Genomic DNA, 20,198 nt, shown 5'->3' with positions numbered 1-20,198 from the left:
TACCATCTTGATTATAAGAATTAGTCTTTCCATATGCACTGTTCTTAACCATAACACCATCTTTAATAACAGCTAATTGAGCACTTGTAAATCCATACTTAACATCATTGTTAATTAAAGTATCAATTAAATCTAAAGTACTTTGATCCATTCCTACAGCTTCAGCACTACCTGAGATAACTTCTGGATATGGTATTTTTATATTAACCTTACCTGTTTCAGGAACAAAGTTTGTTACTTGTATAGTATTTCTATCGTTTACAGAGATATCAGAAAAATCTATTTCATAAGTCTTACCATTGTTTCTGCAAGCTTCTGAAACATCTATCTCATTCCCATTAATAAAAACTCTTACATTTTGTAATCCATCACTACATGTAATATATAATTTTCCTTGACCTTTATATCCTTTAAAGGTATACATATTATTCACTATTAAGGTATCATCTACATAATTTAAGTAGTCTGGAAATGTTATATCTGCTTGTAATCCTGAAGTATTAATATTACCATTCACTTCTGTTACTACACCATTTCGATTTTCCATTGCACTTACCCTTACTGAAGGTGCAACAACCATTGATGATATAAATGTTAGCGCCATAGCTATACAGCACAGCTTCTTCTTAGTTTTCAAATTTACCACCTTACCTCTTAATTATTTATCCCTTTAATCGTTAAAAATATATATTGTTAATTAAGGTTAATTAAGCATTTTTTACATCTGCATCTTTAATTGTAAAGTACGTAATTATAAATCCTGCTACATAGGATATAACAAGCCCAATGAAAAAGTTAAGCATACTTTCTGGTTTCATTATAGGAATAGCTACTAATCCTGATGGTCCCCAAGAATTTGCTAAAACATGTGTAAACATAACATAAGCTCCACCAAATCCAGCTCCTAAACCTGCTGTAATAAATGGTTTAAACATTGGAAGAGTAACTCCATATATTAATGGTTCTCCAACACCTAAGAATCCTGCTGGAAGAGCACCTGTTATTACTTTTTGTAATCTCATATTCTTAACTTTTCTTGCAATAAAGTAAATAGCTATTGCAGCACCAACTTGTCCAGCTCCAGCCATTGCAAGTACTGGGAATAATGAAACTCCACCCATAGCCTCTAATTGAATTGCATAAATTGGAATTAATCCATGATGTAATCCAAGTAAAACCATTGGTAAGAATAATGCTGCTAGTACAAATCCACTAATTACACTTACAACTGGATTAGAAGAATTAATAATTACACTTAATGCAGAAACTAATCCATCAGATAAGAAACCAGCTAATGGCATTATAATAAATACGAAAATTATTCCTGTAATTAATAAAGTTAGTAATGGGGTTAGAATTAAATCTAAAACATCTGGTATTCTCTTACGAATTGCTTTTTCTATTTTAGCAAGGATATATACACCAATAATAACACCTATAATACCGCCTTTTCCTGTTGTTAAAATAGAATTTAGAGGAACTGCTTCATCATAAAGTCCTAACATAGTTGATAATGCTACTATGTTTCCACTTATTGAAATAGCACCAAGCATTCCACCTAATGCTTCTGTTGCACCAAATTGTTTTGCTGAATTAATACCTGTATAAATAGCAAAATATGATAAGAATCCACCTCCAATTAATGAGAACATTAATTGAGTAGCTTTCCAGAATCCTTCTGCTGGAAGTGTTCCTTGTCCTTGTAGTGTAGAAACTAAACTTCCTAGTCCATTAAAAATACCAGCTGCAATAATTGCAGGTATTAATGGAATAAATATATTTGCAATAACATTAATTGCCTGTTTAAATTTATTTTGCTTTTGATTATCTTTAACTTTTTGCTTATTATCTTCCCAGTTTTCAGTTACAACTCCATCTCTAGGAAGTCCTAATTCATCTATGCAAATATCTGTAACCTTCTTTGCTTTACCTGGTCCTAAAACCACTTGTAAATAATTATTAGCTTCAACAACCCCTAGTACGCCTTCAGTATTCTTAAGTTCATCCATCTTAATTACTTTGGAATCTTTTATTGTAAGTCTAAGTCTAGTCATACAATTAGCTGCCTTAACAACATTTTCTTTCCCACCAACTAGGTTAACAATTACTTTGGCTAATTCTAAGTTTGTCATATAATTCCCCTCTTTCATTTAATTAATATTTTCTAGAGCATATCTTACATGCCCTTCAGCTTTTTCTAGCCTTATTTCTGCTTCATCAGAATTACAATTAAGAAGTATCATTATAATAGCAGTTTTAACTTTTCCCTTTGATTCTTTTAAAGCCTTCTTTGCTGTTTCTCTATTAGCACCAGTTGCTTCAATAATTATATTTTCAGCTCTTGATACTAATTTTTCATTAGTTTGCATAACATCTACCATAAGATTTTGATAAGACTTTCCTATCCCCACCATACTACCAGTAGATATCATGTTTAATGCCATCTTTTGTGATGTTCCAGCTTTTAATCTTGTTGATCCTGTAAGAACTTCAGGACCTACAACAAGCTCAATAGCTACATCTGAATACTTTGCCATTTCAGAGTCCTTATTACAAACAACAACTGCTGTTTTGCAACCAACTTCTCTTGCATACTTTAGTCCATGAATTACATAAGGGGTTCTACCACTTGCTGCTATTCCTATTACTACATCTTTACTAGTAACATTTAAAGCTTTTAAATCTTCAACTCCTAATGTTTTACTATCTTCTGCACCTTCAACTGCCTTAATAAAAGCAGATGAACCTCCTGCAATTAATCCAACAACTAAATCACTAGGTACTCCAAAGGTAGGGGGACACTCAACTGCATCTAACAACCCTAATCTTCCACTAGTACCTGCCCCCATATAAATAATTCTTCCACCTCCTTTTAACTTTTCTGTGCATATATCTATAACCTCTGATATTTGAGGCAAAGCATCCCTAACTGCTGTTATTACCTTTTCATCTTCCATATTCATAGCTGTTGCAATCTCAATAGAAGACATTTTATCTAAATCCATAGTGTTCTTATTTCTAGTTTCAGTTGTTAATTTAGTTAAATCTACCATAACACTCCTCCTAAATTTAATAAGATAACGTTTACTTAAAGGATAAATTGGGTTTTTGTATGTGAGTTCTATTAAACTGTTGAATATTGGAATCATAATGCTTATTTACAAATGCCGTATATAGTATATCTATTATATTTAATTGTGCTATCCTAGAAGATATAGCTCCTTCTCTAAAAACAAGTTCTGTTGAAGGTACTAATAATCTGTAATCTGCAATTCTACTTATAGGTGATTCTTCTAATCTTGTAATTGCAATAATAGGTGCACCTATTTCTTTCACTATATTTGCACACTTAATCATTTCTTCTGTGAAACCAGAGTAACTTATAATTATTGCTAAATCATCTTTACTCATATTTTGTGCTTGCAACAACTGTGCATGGAAATCATCGTTAATATAACAACTCTTATTAATTCTTAACAACTTTAAATGTGCATCCTTTGCAACTAATAATGAAGCTCCAACACCAAATAGACATATATTTCTAGATTTATCTAAAAGACTCACACATGTTTCTAATACTTTAATATCAATTAGTTTTTCTGTTTTTTCCAAGGATGAAATACTCTTTAATGTGACTTTTTCTACAATATTCTCTAAGCTATCTTCTTTATTAATATTCTTTACTCTTTCTTTTTCAGTTGATTTCCTAATTGCTAATTCATAAACTAATGAATGAATTAACTCTTTATATCCTTTAAAACCAGTTTTTTTGCATAGACGAATAATAGTAGATGGTGAAGAAAAGGTTTTCTCTGAAAGCTGGTATATGTTACTATTTACTGTTGAATCCGGATTCTTTAACAAATACTCTATTATTCCTTTTTCTGTTTCACTGGCCTTATCAATATAATTTTGTAATTTTACAACTACACTCTTCATAAGATAACCTCCATCCATATATATATTACAATTTATTTTTTGTCTTTTCAATATTATATCACAATTCCGAAATTTTGTTTCATATTTTGGTAAAACTCTCTACTTTCATCATATTATATCACTATCTTTTTAATGTCTAATTCTTATTAATAATATATGTTCTTAAAATTTAAGGATATCAATTAAAACTAATGAAAATTAAGTAAATATGGAAAAAATCTCATTATTTCTATCACTTGGGAGGCAAAAACTAATTTTTATGTTTAAATTAAATCTATTTTGAGTTATAATATATAGTAATGAGGACAACTAATTAGTTATTCTCCTTACTACAGTTAGCGTTATAGCTTAATTGTAATAAAATATAAATTAATGGAGGTATTATACCATGTTAGTTTCTGCAAAAGAAATGTTAAATAAAGCTAAGGCAGGCAAATACGCTGTAGGTCAATTCAATATTAACAATTTAGAATGGACTAAAGCAATATTATTAACTGCTCAAGAAAATAATTCACCAGTTATATTAGGAGTATCAGAAGGTGCTGCTAAATATATGTGTGGTTTCAAAACTGTAGTTGGAATGGTAAACGGAATGATGGAAGAATTAAACATCACTGTACCAGTTGCTATTCACTTAGACCACGGTAGCTATGAAGGTGCTTTAAAAGCTATGGAAGCTGGATTCTCATCAATCATGTTTGATGGATCTCACTATCCAATAGATGAAAATATCGCTAAGACAAAAGAAATGGTTAAGTTAACTTCAGAAAAAGGATTATCTTTAGAAGCTGAAGTTGGATCAATCGGTGGAGAAGAAGACGGAGTTGTTGGTGCTGGCGAAATCGCTGATGCTAATGAATGTAAAGCAATTGCTGATTTAGGAGTTACAATGTTAGCTGCAGGTATCGGTAATATCCACGGAGTATATCCAGAAAACTGGCAAGGACTTAGCTTTGAAGCTTTAGAAGCTATAAGCAAAGTTACAAACAATGTTCCACTAGTATTACATGGTGGTACTGGAATCCCTGAAGATATGATTAAGAAAGCTATCTCTCTTGGAGTATCTAAGATCAATGTTAACACTGAATGTCAATTAGCATTTGCTGAAGGTACAAGAAAGTACATCGAAGCTGGAAAAGATACACAAGGAAAAGGCTTTGACCCAAGAAAACTTTTAGCTCCAGGATTTGAAGCTATTAAAGCTACAGTTAAAGAAAAAATGGAATTATTCGGATCAATTAACCAAGCTTAATTCCATTAAATTGAGAAGTATCACATTACGTGATACTTCTTTTTTTGTCATAAAATGTGAATATAACCACAAAGATAAATTGACGGCTCATAAGACAAATACTACAAAAATAATTTCTAAGGCTCGTAAAACTACTAAGCTACGAGTTTTGGTAAAATTCGCATACGCTCAGACAAGCCAACAACTCTAAGTCCTAGTAGTTTTTACCTCTAATATGAGCATCTACAAGATTAAATTATTCAAGGAGTTTTTAACATATTGTGCGTAAGCCGACTTGGAGTTTACGACGGAGGCCGAGCATAATATATTAAAAATTCCTGCTCAATTTAAACCATACTCATATTTTTAACGTAGGCTAAGAAATTTAGTCTAGGCTAAAACTTAGTGTAAAATTTACCCTAAAGCTACATCTAAAATCATCATTACTATAAATCCAAGAATTAATCCAAAAGTAGTTAATTTTTTATTTTCTAAAGATGCTTCTGGTAATAACTCAGCTCCTACAACAGCTATCATAGCTCCTGCTGAAAATGATAGTAAAAAAGGTAACATACTTCTTACAGTTAAAGCAGCTATTACACCAATTACTCCTGCTATAGGTTCTACTATACCAGACGCTTGTCCATATAAAAAGCTTTTAAATCTTGATATTCCTTCACTTCTTAGTGGCAGAGATACTGCTGCTCCTTCTGGAAAGTTTTGTAGTCCTATTCCAATGGCTAAAGCTATAGCTGCCGCTATTGATGTACCTGGAATACCTGCCGCTACTCCACCAAAGGCTACTCCAACAGCCAATCCTTCAGGGATATTGTGAAGGGTAACTGCTAAAACAAGCAAAATACTCTTTCTATATTTAGTTACTTTGGAACTACTTCCCTCTTCACTTTCTTCTACTTCTTCTTTTTTTAATACTGAGCCATATGAATACTTATCCATAAGCTTATCTGCAAAAATTAAAAATGCTCCTCCTAGAAAAAATCCTATACTTGGAATTATAAATCCACTATAGCCTAGTTGTTCTGAAAGATCTATAGCAGGACTTAATAATGACCAAAAGCTTGCAGCAATCATTACTCCAGCCCCGAAACCAAGCATAGTATTTAATATTCTCCTATCAAACCTCTTAAAGAAAAAAACTAATGCTGCTCCAAGCGCTGTCACTAACCATGTAAAAATTGTTGCAATTAATCCTTGAACTATTGGACTTTGATTAATAAACCATTCCATACTTAATCTCCTTAGTACTTAATAAAATCCTTATTATAAATTACTAAGAAGTTTTACTTTTTGTTACAAAAATTTTTATAATCCCTTACCTTTATTATTTTTAGCTAATCCTCTTTCTTCTAATAACTCATAAATAGTTTTAGAAGTTGTATCTTCAATACTATAACCAAGTAATTCAAGTATTTCCTTTAATTTTTCTTCAGAGGTTGTTTCAATTTCTAAATATGGAAAAGGACAAAAACTCTTATCATTAATATCAATTTCCACTAAAGAATCCATAATCTTATAGCTTTCTCTATATTTTTTAATTGACTCTTTTAAAACTAAACCTAAAGAAATATATATTTTTGCTGCGGCTTCCTTATCTTCTACTATTGTTTCATTTTCTTCCATTACTTTAAATGTTCCTTGACTTAACATCTTTTTAGTAGTCATATATACTACCTCTTTATTATTAAGTCTATCATCTGTAATTCTAATTCTTGCATATCCCTTTGCATTTAATAATCTATTATCTTCAAAATCATATATATTATTTATTTGGTATTCTTCTTTTACCTTTTTAGCTCCCAAGTTAATTAACGTTTCTCTCACTTTTTCTACATCTATATCTACTACTCTAGTTTCTAATTCTTTCATAATAATTCCTCCAATAGCCTTCATTTTTCAATTTATATACATACAATTTATCATAAATATATTATTAATTCTATATCTAATTAATCACATTTAAAGTATGATATATTTCAAAGTATCAGCAATAGGAAAATAATGAAATCAAGCTATTTAATATTATTGAAATTAAACTTTATTAAGCTCTTCTTAAAAGATATCTCTTTCAATCTCTTTTTCTAAATTTGAAATCTACTAACTTAAATTAAGTTGAGAAATTAACAAGTTAATTTTTTATCATAGTAATTGCCTAAGCATATTATTCTATAAAATTTAAACAATTATAATAGCTTCAATATTCATATTCTTTGTAGTAGCCCATAAAAAATTTGTAATACCATTTGAAAATTTAAATAATATTCCTAAAAACTTCATTAACTCCTAAAAATTTCATTCTTTCATCCGAAATATAAACTATCGAACATAATTTTACAATAATACTATATTTTACATTGATAATCAAAAATATACTTGTGTGACAAAGGGGTAAATGCGTAAATGAGAAACAGATTGTTAGATGTTAATCAATTAGAAGCTGGTATGATAACTGCAAAGGAAATAATTTATAATGGTACTATATTAATAGGCAAAGATATCGAATTAACAAACCATTTATTAAGTAAATTAAATTCAATATACTATTTAGATAAAGTTGAAGTATATATAAGTGAGGAAGAATCAAAAGAACTTATTGACTTAGAGAAAGTAGATGAAACATTAAAAAATATCACTGTAAATGTTAAGCTACTATTTGATAACACAAATACTTTAAAATCCTCTACTACAAATGAGATAAATAAATATACCGAAAAACTATTAGATGAACTAAAAAGTAATTCTCTATTTCTAAAAAACATAATTTTAAATGGAAGTGGTGAGGATATCATCTATAGACATTCAGTGAATGTAGCTGCTGTAAGTTATATGATAGGAAAATGGTCTGGATTTAGTGAAAATAAACTCCATTACTTAGTCTATGCTTCCTTGCTTCATGATTTCGGTAAAACAAAAATCAGTAAGCAAATTATCAATAAATCTGGAAAGCTAACTCCTGGAGAATTTGAGATAATGAAAACTCACCCAAGACTTACTTACGATGAAATAAAAGAAATACCTTTTATAAGTAATTCAGTCCTTTATGGAGTTCTAATGCATCATGAAAGATGTGATGGTAGTGGATATCCTCTCGGATTAAAAGGATCTCAAATCCATGATTTTGGTAAGATAATAGGGATTTCTGATACCTTTGATGCCCTTAATTCAAATAGGGTACATAAGAAAAAGAAAGGTCCTCTTGAAGCCTTAAAAATTATTAGAGATGAAAGTTTAGAGAAGCTTGATTTTAAGTATTGCAATATATTCTTAGAAGGATTAAAAAACTTCTACGTTGGTCAAAATGCATTATTAAATAACGGTGATACCTGTAAAATAATTCAGATTAATACTAATAATATCGATTCACCTTTAATATTAACTAATAATGAATTTGTTGATTTAAGTAAATCATCTAATCTTCATATTGTAGAACTTATTTAGCAGTTAATAACAAATAATTGATTAAAATTAAGTTTATAAAAAGCACTAGTAATTAATTTAATGACCTGAATCTTTTATATGGTCAAACAATTAATACTAGTGCTTTTATATTATAATTTTTCTCTACGTTTACTCGATTTAATAAATAATGATTTTAACTCATCTTCATTTTCTTCTATTAAAGCTGATTTTATTTTGCTCATTTCATTTAAAAAATGTTCTATAACCTCAAGAAGGTTGTCCTTATTTCCAAAGAATAACTCACTCCATAGATCCTCATTAATATTAGCTATTCGAGTTAAGTCTCTATAACTATCCCCTATAAACCTTCCTGTATCTCTTCCTTCTTCATCACTATTAATTAGAGCTACAGCAATAGCATGAGGTAATTGGCTAGTAAAGCTAATCATCATATCATGATATTCTGGAGTTATTTTCTTTATGTTCTTAAATCCAAGTTTATATATTATATCTTCTAAAAATATTATATTTTCTTCTTTATTTATTTCAGTTACAGTAATAAGATAGTTTGCTCCTTTAAAGACCTCTTTAGATGCATAATCTATTCCTCGCTTTTCTCTTCCAGCCATCGGATGACCAAAGATAAAGTCTATCCCATCTGGTAAACTACTACATATATCCTTTACAAAAGGCCCCTTAATACCAGTTGCATCTGTTACTATTGTTCCTTCTTTAAAGTAGCTTTTATTTTCCTCTATAAAAGCCTTAATTAACCTTGGATAAATAGAAAGTATAATTAAATCTGCTTTACTTATAGCTTCTTTATTACATTCACCAGCTAAAAATCCCTTTTTAATAATATTTAAATCTTCAGCCTTTCTTAATGTATCCAAATTACTATCTATACCATAAACTTCATTATACCCTGCTTCCTTTAAAGCCATAGCATAACTTCCACCTATAACCCCAAGTCCCACTATTAAAATATTCATAAAAACCCCCTTAATACAATTAATAATTATCAATTATGAATAGAATTGGTACCAAATTCTTTAGATTTAAAGTTTTATAAATCTCTTTAATACTTCTTATTATTATCATTAATTATAGATAAAACTCAGCCTAAGCTGAGTTCCTCTTAAAAATTTAATTAAAAATCTCCATAAGGAGTTTTCTCCTAAATTATATATTATAACTTCTTTCCTTCCATCTCAGCTAAGATTCTAACTTTATCCATTACTCTCTTAAATGATTCTGGCTTAATTGATTGTTGACCATCACTTAATGCACATTGAGGATTATTATGAACTTCTATCATTAAACCATCTGCTCCAGCACTTATTGCAGCTTTAGCTAGTGGTTCTACAAGGTACCAGTATCCAGAAGCATGACTTGGATCTACTATTACTGGTAAGTGTGATTTTCTCTTTACTACTGGTATTGCACTTAAATCTAAAGTATTTCTTGTGTAAGTTTCAAAGGTTCTTATACCTCTTTCACAAAGAATTACATTTTCATTTCCAGCTGCCATAATGTATTCAGCTGACATTAACCATTCTTCAATTGTTGCAGATAAACCTCTCTTTAATAAAATAGGCTTACTTGTCTTACCAAGTTGTTTTAATAAGTCAAAGTTTTGCATATTTCTAGCTCCAACTTGAATTACATCAACATCTCTTTCAAAAACATCTATATAGTCTGTTGACATTATTTCAGTAACTATTGGTAGTCCTGTTGCTTTTCTAGCCTTCTTTAAAAGTTCTAATCCTTCTAATTCAAGGCCTTGAAAACTATAAGGTGATGTTCTAGGCTTAAATGCCCCGCCTCTTAAGAATGTTGCTCCAGACTCTTTAACACTTTTTGCAATTTCAATAATTTGCTCTTCACTTTCAACAGAACATGGTCCTGCCATAACAGCTAAATTGTTACCTCCAATTAAGCTACCTTTTACATCAATTACTGTATCCTCAGGTTTAAATAATCTATTTGCCTTCTTATAAGGTTCCTCTACCTTAAGAACTTTATCTACCCCTTGGAATCTTAAAAGCTTATTTGAATCTATAGCTCTAGTTTCTCCAAGTACTCCTATAATACAAAATGTCTCTCCTTGTGATAAGTGGATTCCTAACCCCTTACCTTCTAGCTCCCTCTTAACCTTCAATACTTCATCTTCACTACATTTTGGATTCATTACAATAATCATATCCTATCCCTCCATACTACAATAATAAGCATTTATTAGGTAATATAAATGCCTTTATAATAATTTACCAATTATAAACTAAAAAAACAAGTGTGTTAATCAATTTCATAAAATCTTTTTCTATTTTTTCATATTCTCTACCTATTATTCGCAAGTTTTTATAATATCTACAACTTTATCTATAGCATATTCTAAGGTATATTTATTAATAACTTTATAATCACAGTATATATTATATAATTCATACCTTTCATTATATAAATTATAAAGTCTATCCTTTCCATCCTTAAGTAATGGTCTTGAATCTAAATCTACATCCTTTAATATTTCTTCAACTGGTCTATCTATAAAAATTATAATTCCATTCTCTTTAAAACAATCTATATTTGCCTTTCTTTTAATTACTCCTCCACCACTAGAAATAATAGTTTTTCCCTTTAAGCTACTTAATTCCCTGCAGGCTCTACTTTCATAATCTCTAAAATAATCTTCACTTATACTAAAAAGCTCTTTAACTGTTGAATTTGATATTTCCTCTACAAATCTATCCATATCATAAAAGTCATAACCTAATTTCTTTGAAGCTTCTAATCCAATAGTAGTTTTGCCACAGCCTGGCATACCAATTAATAATACTACATTTTTCCCCATATTTATAACCTATCCTCTCTTAATACCGTAGATAATAATTGCTAATCCTTATTTAATAATTTAAAGTTTTACTTTATTACAAATTATATAATCTAGTTCTATTTATCCAATCGCTACCATTGCCAACACTCTCCCTTTCTACAAGTAGGAACTAAGTACTGCTACGCGCCTGGATTAGTTTTCCTAACCTTCAGATGGAGTAGGCATCCTATACTCTGTAAAAGCGCTTCACACAAAATACAAGATTTGGGTTCTCTACTTTTTAAAAAAACTCCACCTTAAGATAAGAATCACTTTATAACACTTTGTAATTTCTCTTACCTTATATCTATCTATCTTTATTACCTAAAAATCTTATATTAATTCTATTATATATATCCTTTATAATCCCTTGATCTATCTCCTCTTCCTGCCATATTTCTTGAGCCTTAACTGCTTGTCCTACAAGCATATAAAGACCTCCAACTATTTTCTTATTTAACTCTTTTCCATAAGATAAAAACTTAGTTTCATATGGATTATATATTAAATCAACTATTGAAGCAAAATTACTTATAATATCTTTAGATACTGGAGATTCTAATATATTGGGGTACATTCCTACTGGTGTTGAATTAATTAATATATCCCCTTTTATCCCTTTTAATTCCTCATAACTAATAACCTTAACATTGCTTAGGCTATACTCTTCATTATTAGGCTTCCTACTTACTATATAAACTTCTCTAGCTCCATTATCTAATAAATAATGAAGAACTGCTCTAGAAGCTCCTCCATTGCCTAATATAACTGCTACAGAATCCTTAACTTCTATACCGCTTATTTTAAGCATTACTCCAAATCCATAATAATCTGTATTAAATCCTTGAAGACTTCCATTATTTAAATAAATAGTATTAACAGCTCCTATTTTAGCTGCTTCTTCTGAGATTCCATCTAATTCTTTCATTATATCTTTTTTATAAGGAATAGTAACATTACAGCCCTTTACTTTTAACAGTTTAAGTGCTTTTGCAAAATCAGATAAATTATCTTTTTCTATTTCAAATAATTTATAAGCCCCTTCTCTCTTAATAGAATTCAAAATTTCAAAGTGAATCTCTGGTGATAAACTGTAAGAAAGCTTTTCCCCAAGTAAACCGTAAAATTCCATAATCATGCCCCCTTTTTTTACTTTATATTATAACATAATTACATAACAACAAAGGTAGCAAAAATTGATATCTATAATCAACTTTTGCTACCTTCTAATTATGGAGCAAATAATTTTCCTATTCCCCCTTTCATAATTAAATTTTATTATCTGGCACTCCTCCTTTACTATTTAAATTAATAATAGTACATTCCTCCCTTATAATTAAATTCCGTTGTTCTTACTATTTTTCTTAAAATAGGTTTCTTACTATTTACCTTACTGTCCTCCTTACTATCTTTCTTCAAACCTTCACGCCACACTCCTTTTTATTCATACTTTTTAAATAAATTTTATTAATTTCCTTTCTTAATAATTATTTCAACTAGTTATACTAATATAATATTCATATCCCTCCTCTATTTGTTACTCTAATATCTCCCTCCTATTCTACTCATTTCTGATAATTTCACTTTTATTAAAGATATTTTATCTTAGCTTATCATCCCTCCTTTTTATTTATCCCATCACTACCATTGCTAATACTCCTATCTTTCCAAAGTGGGAGATAAACACTTCTCTGCGACTGGATTAATTTTCTATGAAACTTTTGCTTCAAAACCCCTTTCAATATTATAATTAAATCCTTCTCTTATTAAGAAATCCCCTCCCTCTTCATCAAAATTATCATCAGATTTTGTTATATAATTAGCCTTATGATCTTTTGCAGCTTTTTCTACTTCAATCATAAGTTGATGACCAACACCTAATCCCCTATACATTTCTTCTACAAATATATCATCTATGTCTATTTTTCCTTTGTAATCATTTTCATTAGAAATATGGAAAATTGCATATCCTATTACATCATCATTTAATTGTGCTGCATAAGCTATACAATTTTTATCCCCTTTAATTTCCTTAAGCTTTGTGTTATTTAATTTAGAATTAAGTTTTTGTATTGCTTTGTAATCTTCTGTTTGTACATTTCTAATATCAAAGCCAATCATAATTCTATCCTCCCCTTGAAAATTTTGCTACCCCCATAGCTTCTTTAATTTTCAGAAAATTCTCAATATTTATATTTTTATTATATAATAGTTTTTTATAAAAATCTAGTCCTATTTGGAAAAAATATATTTTCTTATTAAATATTTAAGAATATAACTTCAAAAATAACTAGAATACACTACATAAGCTAATATATAGAAAAAAATCATCCCATTTACGAGATTAAATCATTCAAGGAATCCTTATTTTTTTATCCCATACTTCTTTCATTTTAAATGTCAAAATACTAAATAAAGATAAATAGAATATGAGAAATAAGCATATGGCGAAAAATTAGAAGTTCTTGGTGAAGTAAATGCTGCTAGCCCTTAGAGTTGTTGGTTTGTCTGAGCTAGCCTTAGTTCTACCAAAACTCTTGGTCTAGTAGCTTTTTAAACTTCTAATATGAACATCTACTTCAGGCAAGCTTCAGTAGATGGGCTTTCATACTAAGCTCAGCTATCGTTTCACTCAACTTCACTAAGTATTCAATGCCTCTTTTTGTAGCCATTTGTCTTATGGAGCATATTCTATTTATCTTTTTAGTTTTATTCACATTTTAAAAACTATTTTTATAATTTCCTATGATTTTAAAATATCCACTATTCTTTTCTATTAATTCTAAAGCATTTCTAACAGTTTCCTCTTTTAAATTACCTTCAAAATCAACATATAATAAGTATTTCCAAGACTCATGCTTATTAGGTCTTGATTCTATCTTAATCATATTGATGTTATTTTCAGCAAAATGGCTTAACAATCTATATAACGCACCAGCCTTATCATCTAGAGAAAATACTACACTAACCTTATTAAAGGAATCATCATAATTTAAATCCTTACCTATTATAATAAACTTCGTATGATTATCTTTCTTATCATTAATGCTTTCTTTAACTATATTTAATCCATAAATATCAGCAGCTCTTCTGCTTCCAATAGCCGCCTTGGTTTTATCCTGCAAATCTGCTATATGTTTTGCACTTATTGCAGTATTATGATATGGAATTAATCTTAGATCTGGATACTTACTTAAAAATCCCTTACTTTGTTCAAAGCCTTGTGGATGAGAATATACTTCTTTAATAGTATCGAGGCTTGCACCTTCAACACTCATAAGATGCTGATCTATTTTTATGCATTCTTCTCCTATAATATAAAAATTATATTTTACTAAAAGGTCATAAACTGCAGTAATAGCTCCAGTATAGGAATTTTCAATTGGAAGAATTGCATATTTTACTTCATTATTTTCTAAAGCCTTAAAAACATCATAAAACTCTTCATAATTTTGCAGCTTACTATATGATTTAAAATATTTTATAAGAGCTTCTTCACTAAAAGATCCTTCTACTCCTTGATATCCTATAACATCATTTTCATCAATATTAAGCTCTTCATTTTTCCCTTCACAATTATCCATTAAGTTTCCTTGAAGGGATCTGCTTAACTCCATTATATTTTCAAAAAATCCTCTAGTTATATCAGTATATTCTTTATTCTTAAGGAGAGAAATATTCTTTTTTATTACTTCCTCTTCTCTTTTACTATGAAATATAGGTAAGTTTCTTTCTTTTTTATATTCTCCTACCTTTAAAGCAACATTCATTCTCTTTTCAAAAAGGGAAACTAACTCCCTATCTATGGAGTCAATTTCCTTTCTATACTCTTCTAAGTTCCCCATTACTCTCTCCCCTTTAATAAATCAAATATTCCAATTGCAGTAACGGCTTCAATAACCGGTACTGCTCTTTGAGCTATGCAAGGGTCATGTCTTCCTTGAATTTGTAATTTAACATTTGTCTTATTCTTGATATCTATAGTATTTTGTTCCTTTAATATAGATGAAGTTGGCTTAACAGCAACCTTAAACACTATTGGCATTCCATTAGAAATGCCTCCATTAATTCCACCATTATTATTAGTCTTAGTTTTAGCTACATCTCCATCATAGTAGAACTCATCATTAGCTTCTGAACCATATAAAGTAGTAATATCAAAGCCTCTTCCAAATTCTATTCCCTTAACTGCAGGTACAGAGAATATTAAATGTGATAATGTAGATTCAACAGAATCAAAGAACGGATTTCCAACTCCAGGCTTAATACCAACTACCGCACACTCAACAGTTCCCCCTACAGAGTTTCCATCATATTTAGCTTGCATTATTGTATGCTTAATCTTATCTTCTAATTTTGAATCTAATAAAGGAAGTTCTTTTTCTCTTAATTCTTTTAACTCTTCTTTTGAAATATTAATACTATCAAAAGCTTTGTCCTTAATATCCTTAACAGAAGCTATATGCGCTCCTACTACTATTCCTCTATCTTCTAGTATTTGCTTACATATAGCTCCAGCAAATACAAGTGGTGCTGTAATTCTTCCTGAGAAGTGTCCACCGCCTCTATAATCATTAAAACCTAAGTATCTTGCATTACCTGCAAAATCAGAGTGTCCAGGTCTCATAAAGTCCTTAGTTTTCTCATAATCCTTAGATCTTGTATCTCCATTTCTAATAATTGCACATAGTGGTGCTCCAGTAGTTTTCCCTTGGAAAACTCCACTTAAAATTTCAGGTAAATCCGCTTCTTTTCTTGCTGTAGATAGCTGATTCCTACCTGGTGCCCTTCTTGCCATTTCTTCTAAAATCTTATCCATATCTAATTCAAATCCTGCTGGTAATCCATCTATATTAATTCCAATTGCATTTCCATGAGATTCTCCAAATATAGAAACCTTCAAGTTATTCCCCCATACTGCACTCATTTACTTTTCCTCCTAGCATTTTGTAATCCTCAAAAAAGCTTGGATAAGACTTTGCTACACAATCATAATCTTTTATAATTATAGGCTTTTTACACCTTGTAGCTGCAATTGCTAATGTCATTGCAATTCTATGATCCTTCCAGCTCCAAACTTCAATGCCACCTTCTAATCCTTCTACTCCATCTATTATTAAACCTTCTTCTTTTTCAATAATCTTAGCCCCTAATTTTTTAAGCTCAGTTGCAACAGCCTTTAATCTATCACACTCTTTAATTCTAAGTCTTCCAGCATTAATAATTTCAGTTCTTCCTTTTGATAAGGCTGCTACTAAAGATATTACAGGTATAATATCTGGACATTGAGATGCATCTATTAATGTAGATTTTAATTTACAATTTTCTTTTATAGTTATACTATCTTTAAATTCGAATTTTGCACCCATTCTTTCTAAAATATCTATTACTTCCTTATCTCCTTGCAGAGAATCTTCTCTTAAATCTAGAAGTTCAACTTTAGAACCTAAAGCATTTGCAGAAAGATAAAAAGCTCCTTGAGAATAATCACCTTCTACTCTATAATTTCTTGAATTATAGCTTTGGCCACCTTTAATTATAAACTCTCTATAATCTCTATTTTCTATATCTATACCAAAATCCTTCATACAAGCTAAGGTTAAATCAATATATCCTTTTGATTCTAATTCTGTGCTTATTATTATTTTTGAATCTCCCTCTAATAATGGAAGGGTAAATAATAATCCAGTTATAAATTGAGAGCTAATATTTCCTGGTATAACAAATTCTCCAGCCTTTATACGTCCTTTTACCATTAAGTTTAACTTATTATCTACTGCATTATATTTAATTCCTTGTGCTTTAAATATATTGTAATAAGTATCTAGTGGTCTCTTGCCTAAATTTCCTCTACCAATAAACTTAGTCATTCCATCAAATAATAGAGATATTGGAACTAAAAATCTTAAAGTTGAGCCTGACTCATTACAGTCAATTGTTCTTGCAGCACTCCTTTTTGCATCTTTATGAAATGCACCTGTTATAGTTAATTTATCTTCATTCTTATCTATAACTGCTCCAAGAGACACCATTGCATCTATAGTTGCATTAATATCATCTGAATAATCAATATTATCAATTACTGAAACTCCACTACTAAGAGAAGCACAAATTATTCCTCTATGAGCCATACTTTTTGAAGGTGGTATCTTAACCTTTCCTTCTAATTTAGTATTTAACACTTCAATTTTCATAAAAACCTCCTCTTCAATTAACAATTGGCAATTAGTAATTAACAATTATTGATGTAATTCCTTCGGAATTACTAGAGTAAATTACTTTCAAAACTCCTATAGAGTTTTCTTCTTACCTCTTACCTTTTACTTCTTATCTCTTACCTGTGCAACAGCACTAATGAATAATAGATAATTGACTTTGATCTATTGGTTTAACAAAGCTATTTCCTATTTCAGTAATAAAAATTAAATTAAGCTTTTTCCCTAAATTCTTTTTATCTAAAGTCATAGCTTCCTTTATTTCATCAATATTTATATCTAACTTATAAGGCAAATTGTATTTTATTAAAATTTCTTTTATTATTTCAGATTCACCTTGTTTAGTTGCACCTAGAGCTTCACTTAACTTAGTTATTTCATACATACCAATTGCAACTGCCTCACCATGAGTATATTTACCAAAGTTATAATATTGCTCAATAGCGTGACCAATTGTATGCCCAAAATTTAAAAGCATTCTATCCCCAGTGTCTTTTTCATCCCTTTCAACAACTTCCTTCTTAATTTTACAACAATTATTAATAATGTATTCAATATTGTTCATAACTTCTTCTTTACTGTTAAAACTTTCAAGTTTCTTAAAGAATTCACTATCTTTAATACATCCATACTTTATAACTTCTGCCATTCCATCATTAAAGAATTTATCAGTTAATGAAGATAATACCTCTGGATCTATAATAACTTTCCTCGGGTGATAAAAACTTCCTACTAGATTTTTCCCTCTTTCTAAATCTACTCCTACCTTACCACCAACACTACTATCTACTTGAGCTAAAAGAGTAGTTGGACATTGGATAAATGGAACACCTCTTAGATATGTAGATGCTACAAATCCTCCTAAATCTCCTATCACTCCTCCTCCTAAAGTTAATATTAAATCATTTCTATTAACCTTAAAATCTAAAAGTTCATTATAAACTTTAGGTAAAGTATTAAAAGATTTGGTTTCTTCACCTGCTTTTAAAACAAGCTTTTTAACAAGATATCCTTCTTCTTCTAAAGCCATAACCACCTTATCGCCATAATATTTATCAACATTTTCATCAGTAAGAACAAAAATCTTATTACCCGTGCATAAAAATTCTTTAACTTCTTTACCTATCCTACTTAATAAGCCTCTTTCTATAACTATGTCATACTTGCTATGAGATAAATCTATAGATAGTTTCATTTCTACACCCCTTTTTTCAATTAATAATTAGCAATTAACAGTTAACAATTTTGGATGCAATTCCTTCGGAATTACTTTTTTAAAATTAAGAATTAAAAATAAAAAGTGAATGATATAACTTTTCAGAGCTAAGTTATTAAAATAAAAATTAGATTAAGAAACTCAGCTTGCCTGAGTTTCCTCCTCCATTCTACATTCTTCATTATCCATTCTATATTTTTAATTATAACTCAGCACACTGAGTTATAATTAAAGAACTCTACCTACTGCAGCTGCTATTGCTTTTAATTCTTGTACTAATGTTTCATAATCATTTGGTCTTATTGATTGTGGACCATCACATAATGCCTTTTCAGGATTGTTGTGAACTTCAATTATAAGTCCATCTGCTCCTACTGCTACTGCTGCTTTTGCTAGTGGAGATATCATAAATCTCTTTCCTGTTGCATGGCTTGGATCTACTATTACTGGTAAGTGACTTAGCTTCTTAACAGCTGGAATAGCACTTAAGTCTAGTGTATTTCTTGTGTAAGTTTCGAAAGTTCTTATTCCTCTTTCACAAAGAATTACATTTTCATTTCCTCCAGCCATAATGTATTCAGCTGACATTAACCATTCTTCTATAGTAGCTGATAAACCTCTCTTTAATAATATTGGCTTTCTAGTTCTACCTAATTCATTTAATAAATCGAAGTTTTGCATATTTCTTGCACCAACTTGAATAACATCTACATCTCTTTCAAAGATTTCAATATCATATGGTGACATAATTTCTGTTACTATTGGAAGTCCTGTTTTTTCTCTTGCAATCTTTAAAAGTTCTAATCCGTCATATTTTAACCCTTGGAAACTATATGGAGAGGTTCTTGGCTTAAATGCTCCTCCTCTTAAGAAGTTTGCCCCTAATTTCTTAACTTCTTCTGCTACAAATGTTAGCTGTTCTTCGCTTTCAACTGAACAAGGTCCAGCTATCATTGCTAGCTTATTTCCACCTATTTCACTTCCATTTACATCAACTATTGAATTATCTGGATGGAATAATCTATTTGCCTTCTTAAATGGCTCTTGAACATGCATTACTTTTTCTACAATATCATTAGCCTCAATTTTTAAAGCATCAATTTTACTAGTGTCTCCAACTAATCCTAAAATAATAAGATCTGTTCCTATTACAGGGTTAACTTTAACACCTTCTCCTTCTAATTCATTTGTTAACTTGTCAATTTCCTCTTGTTTTGTTTTTGGTTTTAAAATTATTACCATGAATAAAGCCCCCTTTTATTTTAATTAATAATTAAAAATTAACAATTAATAATTTAGGTTATA

General features: G+C 29.8%; 17 protein-coding genes and 1 pseudogene. 2 read left to right on the top strand and 16 right to left on the bottom strand.

The genetic code is table 11. The features are described 5' to 3' along the window. From E5347_RS12675 to E5347_RS12660, 4 genes and pseudogenes are all read right to left on the bottom strand, one after another. Positions 1 to 637 (bottom strand): annotated as a pseudogene (locus E5347_RS12675) (hypothetical protein); the annotation flags it as partial. A gap of 70 nt (positions 638 to 707) precedes the next feature. Further along, a complete protein-coding gene (locus tag E5347_RS12670; RefSeq protein WP_136007597.1) occupies positions 708 to 2,132 on the bottom strand; it encodes a PTS transporter subunit EIIC in 1,425 nt (474 codons plus the stop codon). Positions 2,133 to 2,150: 18 nt separating this feature from the next. Further along, complete coding sequence (gene murQ, locus E5347_RS12665) at positions 2,151 to 3,053, bottom strand: N-acetylmuramic acid 6-phosphate etherase (protein WP_136007596.1); 903 nt, start codon at positions 3,051 to 3,053, stop codon at positions 2,151 to 2,153. A gap of 31 nt (positions 3,054 to 3,084) precedes the next feature. Continuing rightward, positions 3,085 to 3,939, bottom strand: a complete 855-nt coding sequence (locus E5347_RS12660) for a MurR/RpiR family transcriptional regulator (RefSeq protein ID WP_136007595.1) — start codon at positions 3,937 to 3,939, stop codon at positions 3,085 to 3,087. A gap of 388 nt (positions 3,940 to 4,327) precedes the next feature. On the opposite strand from E5347_RS12660, the gene fba reads away from it, so the two are divergent. Continuing rightward, the gene (gene fba, locus E5347_RS12655; RefSeq protein WP_136007594.1) at positions 4,328 to 5,191 is read left to right on the top strand and encodes a class II fructose-1,6-bisphosphate aldolase; all 864 of its coding nucleotides are present in this window, start codon (positions 4,328 to 4,330) and stop codon (positions 5,189 to 5,191) included. Between the two features lie 393 nt (positions 5,192 to 5,584). On the opposite strand, the gene E5347_RS12650 is transcribed toward fba, so the two are convergent. After that, complete coding sequence (locus E5347_RS12650; RefSeq protein ID WP_136007593.1) at positions 5,585 to 6,418, bottom strand: ZIP family metal transporter; 834 nt, start codon at positions 6,416 to 6,418, stop codon at positions 5,585 to 5,587. Positions 6,419 to 6,493: 75 nt separating this feature from the next. Next, on the bottom strand, positions 6,494 to 7,057 hold the full coding sequence (locus E5347_RS12645) for a class IV adenylate cyclase (protein ID WP_136007592.1): 564 nt from the start codon (positions 7,055 to 7,057) through the stop codon (positions 6,494 to 6,496). 531 nt (positions 7,058 to 7,588) lie between these two features. Here E5347_RS12645 and E5347_RS12640 point away from each other — a divergent pair. Beyond that, positions 7,589 to 8,626 carry an HD-GYP domain-containing protein gene (locus E5347_RS12640; RefSeq protein ID WP_136007591.1) on the top strand — a complete coding sequence of 346 codons (1,038 nt, stop codon included), beginning with the start codon at positions 7,589 to 7,591 and terminating at the stop codon, positions 8,624 to 8,626. Positions 8,627 to 8,736: 110 nt separating this feature from the next. Here E5347_RS12640 and E5347_RS12635 read toward each other — a convergent pair whose 3' ends face one another. From E5347_RS12635 to aroF (E5347_RS12590), 10 genes are all read right to left on the bottom strand, one after another. Continuing rightward, on the bottom strand, positions 8,737 to 9,579 hold the full coding sequence (locus tag E5347_RS12635) for a prephenate dehydrogenase (RefSeq protein WP_136007590.1): 843 nt from the start codon (positions 9,577 to 9,579) through the stop codon (positions 8,737 to 8,739). 197 nt (positions 9,580 to 9,776) lie between these two features. Beyond that, a complete protein-coding gene (gene aroF, locus E5347_RS12630) occupies positions 9,777 to 10,790 on the bottom strand; it encodes a 3-deoxy-7-phosphoheptulonate synthase (RefSeq protein ID WP_136007589.1) in 1,014 nt (337 codons plus the stop codon). Between the two features lie 144 nt (positions 10,791 to 10,934). Next, complete coding sequence (locus E5347_RS12625) at positions 10,935 to 11,441, bottom strand: shikimate kinase (RefSeq protein ID WP_136007588.1); 507 nt, start codon at positions 11,439 to 11,441, stop codon at positions 10,935 to 10,937. Between the two features lie 328 nt (positions 11,442 to 11,769). Then, positions 11,770 to 12,594: a shikimate dehydrogenase gene (gene aroE / locus E5347_RS12620; protein WP_136007587.1), complete on the bottom strand. Its 825-nt coding sequence runs from the start codon at positions 12,592 to 12,594 to the stop codon at positions 11,770 to 11,772. A 578-nt stretch (positions 12,595 to 13,172) separates the two neighbouring features. After that, on the bottom strand, positions 13,173 to 13,583 hold the full coding sequence (locus tag E5347_RS12615) for a GNAT family N-acetyltransferase (RefSeq protein ID WP_136007586.1): 411 nt from the start codon (positions 13,581 to 13,583) through the stop codon (positions 13,173 to 13,175). 599 nt (positions 13,584 to 14,182) lie between these two features. Further along, the gene (gene pheA, locus E5347_RS12610; protein ID WP_136007585.1) at positions 14,183 to 15,307 is read right to left on the bottom strand and encodes a prephenate dehydratase; all 1,125 of its coding nucleotides are present in this window, start codon (positions 15,305 to 15,307) and stop codon (positions 14,183 to 14,185) included. Beyond that, the gene (gene aroC, locus E5347_RS12605; protein WP_136007584.1) at positions 15,307 to 16,389 is read right to left on the bottom strand and encodes a chorismate synthase; all 1,083 of its coding nucleotides are present in this window, start codon (positions 16,387 to 16,389) and stop codon (positions 15,307 to 15,309) included. Before aroC ends, pheA begins: the two co-directional genes overlap by 1 nt. Further along, a complete protein-coding gene (gene aroA / locus E5347_RS12600) occupies positions 16,367 to 17,656 on the bottom strand; it encodes a 3-phosphoshikimate 1-carboxyvinyltransferase (protein ID WP_136007583.1) in 1,290 nt (429 codons plus the stop codon). The genes aroC and aroA overlap by 23 nt, the downstream gene beginning before the upstream one ends. Positions 17,657 to 17,813: 157 nt before the next feature. Further along, positions 17,814 to 18,872, bottom strand: coding sequence for a 3-dehydroquinate synthase (gene aroB / locus E5347_RS12595; RefSeq protein ID WP_136007582.1), 1,059 nt, complete (start codon positions 18,870 to 18,872; stop codon positions 17,814 to 17,816). Between the two features lie 249 nt (positions 18,873 to 19,121). Next, the gene (aroF, locus tag E5347_RS12590) at positions 19,122 to 20,135 is read right to left on the bottom strand and encodes a 3-deoxy-7-phosphoheptulonate synthase (RefSeq protein ID WP_136007581.1); all 1,014 of its coding nucleotides are present in this window, start codon (positions 20,133 to 20,135) and stop codon (positions 19,122 to 19,124) included. Positions 20,136 to 20,198 lie beyond the last annotated feature (63 nt).

Origin of the sequence: Clostridium sartagoforme (assembly GCF_004794105.1) — a bacterium.
Lineage (GTDB): Bacteria > Bacillota > Clostridia > Clostridiales > Clostridiaceae > Clostridium > Clostridium sartagoforme_B.
The sequence above is the reverse complement of the archived record's forward strand: the minus strand, read 5'-3'. Positions and strand labels throughout refer to the sequence as shown.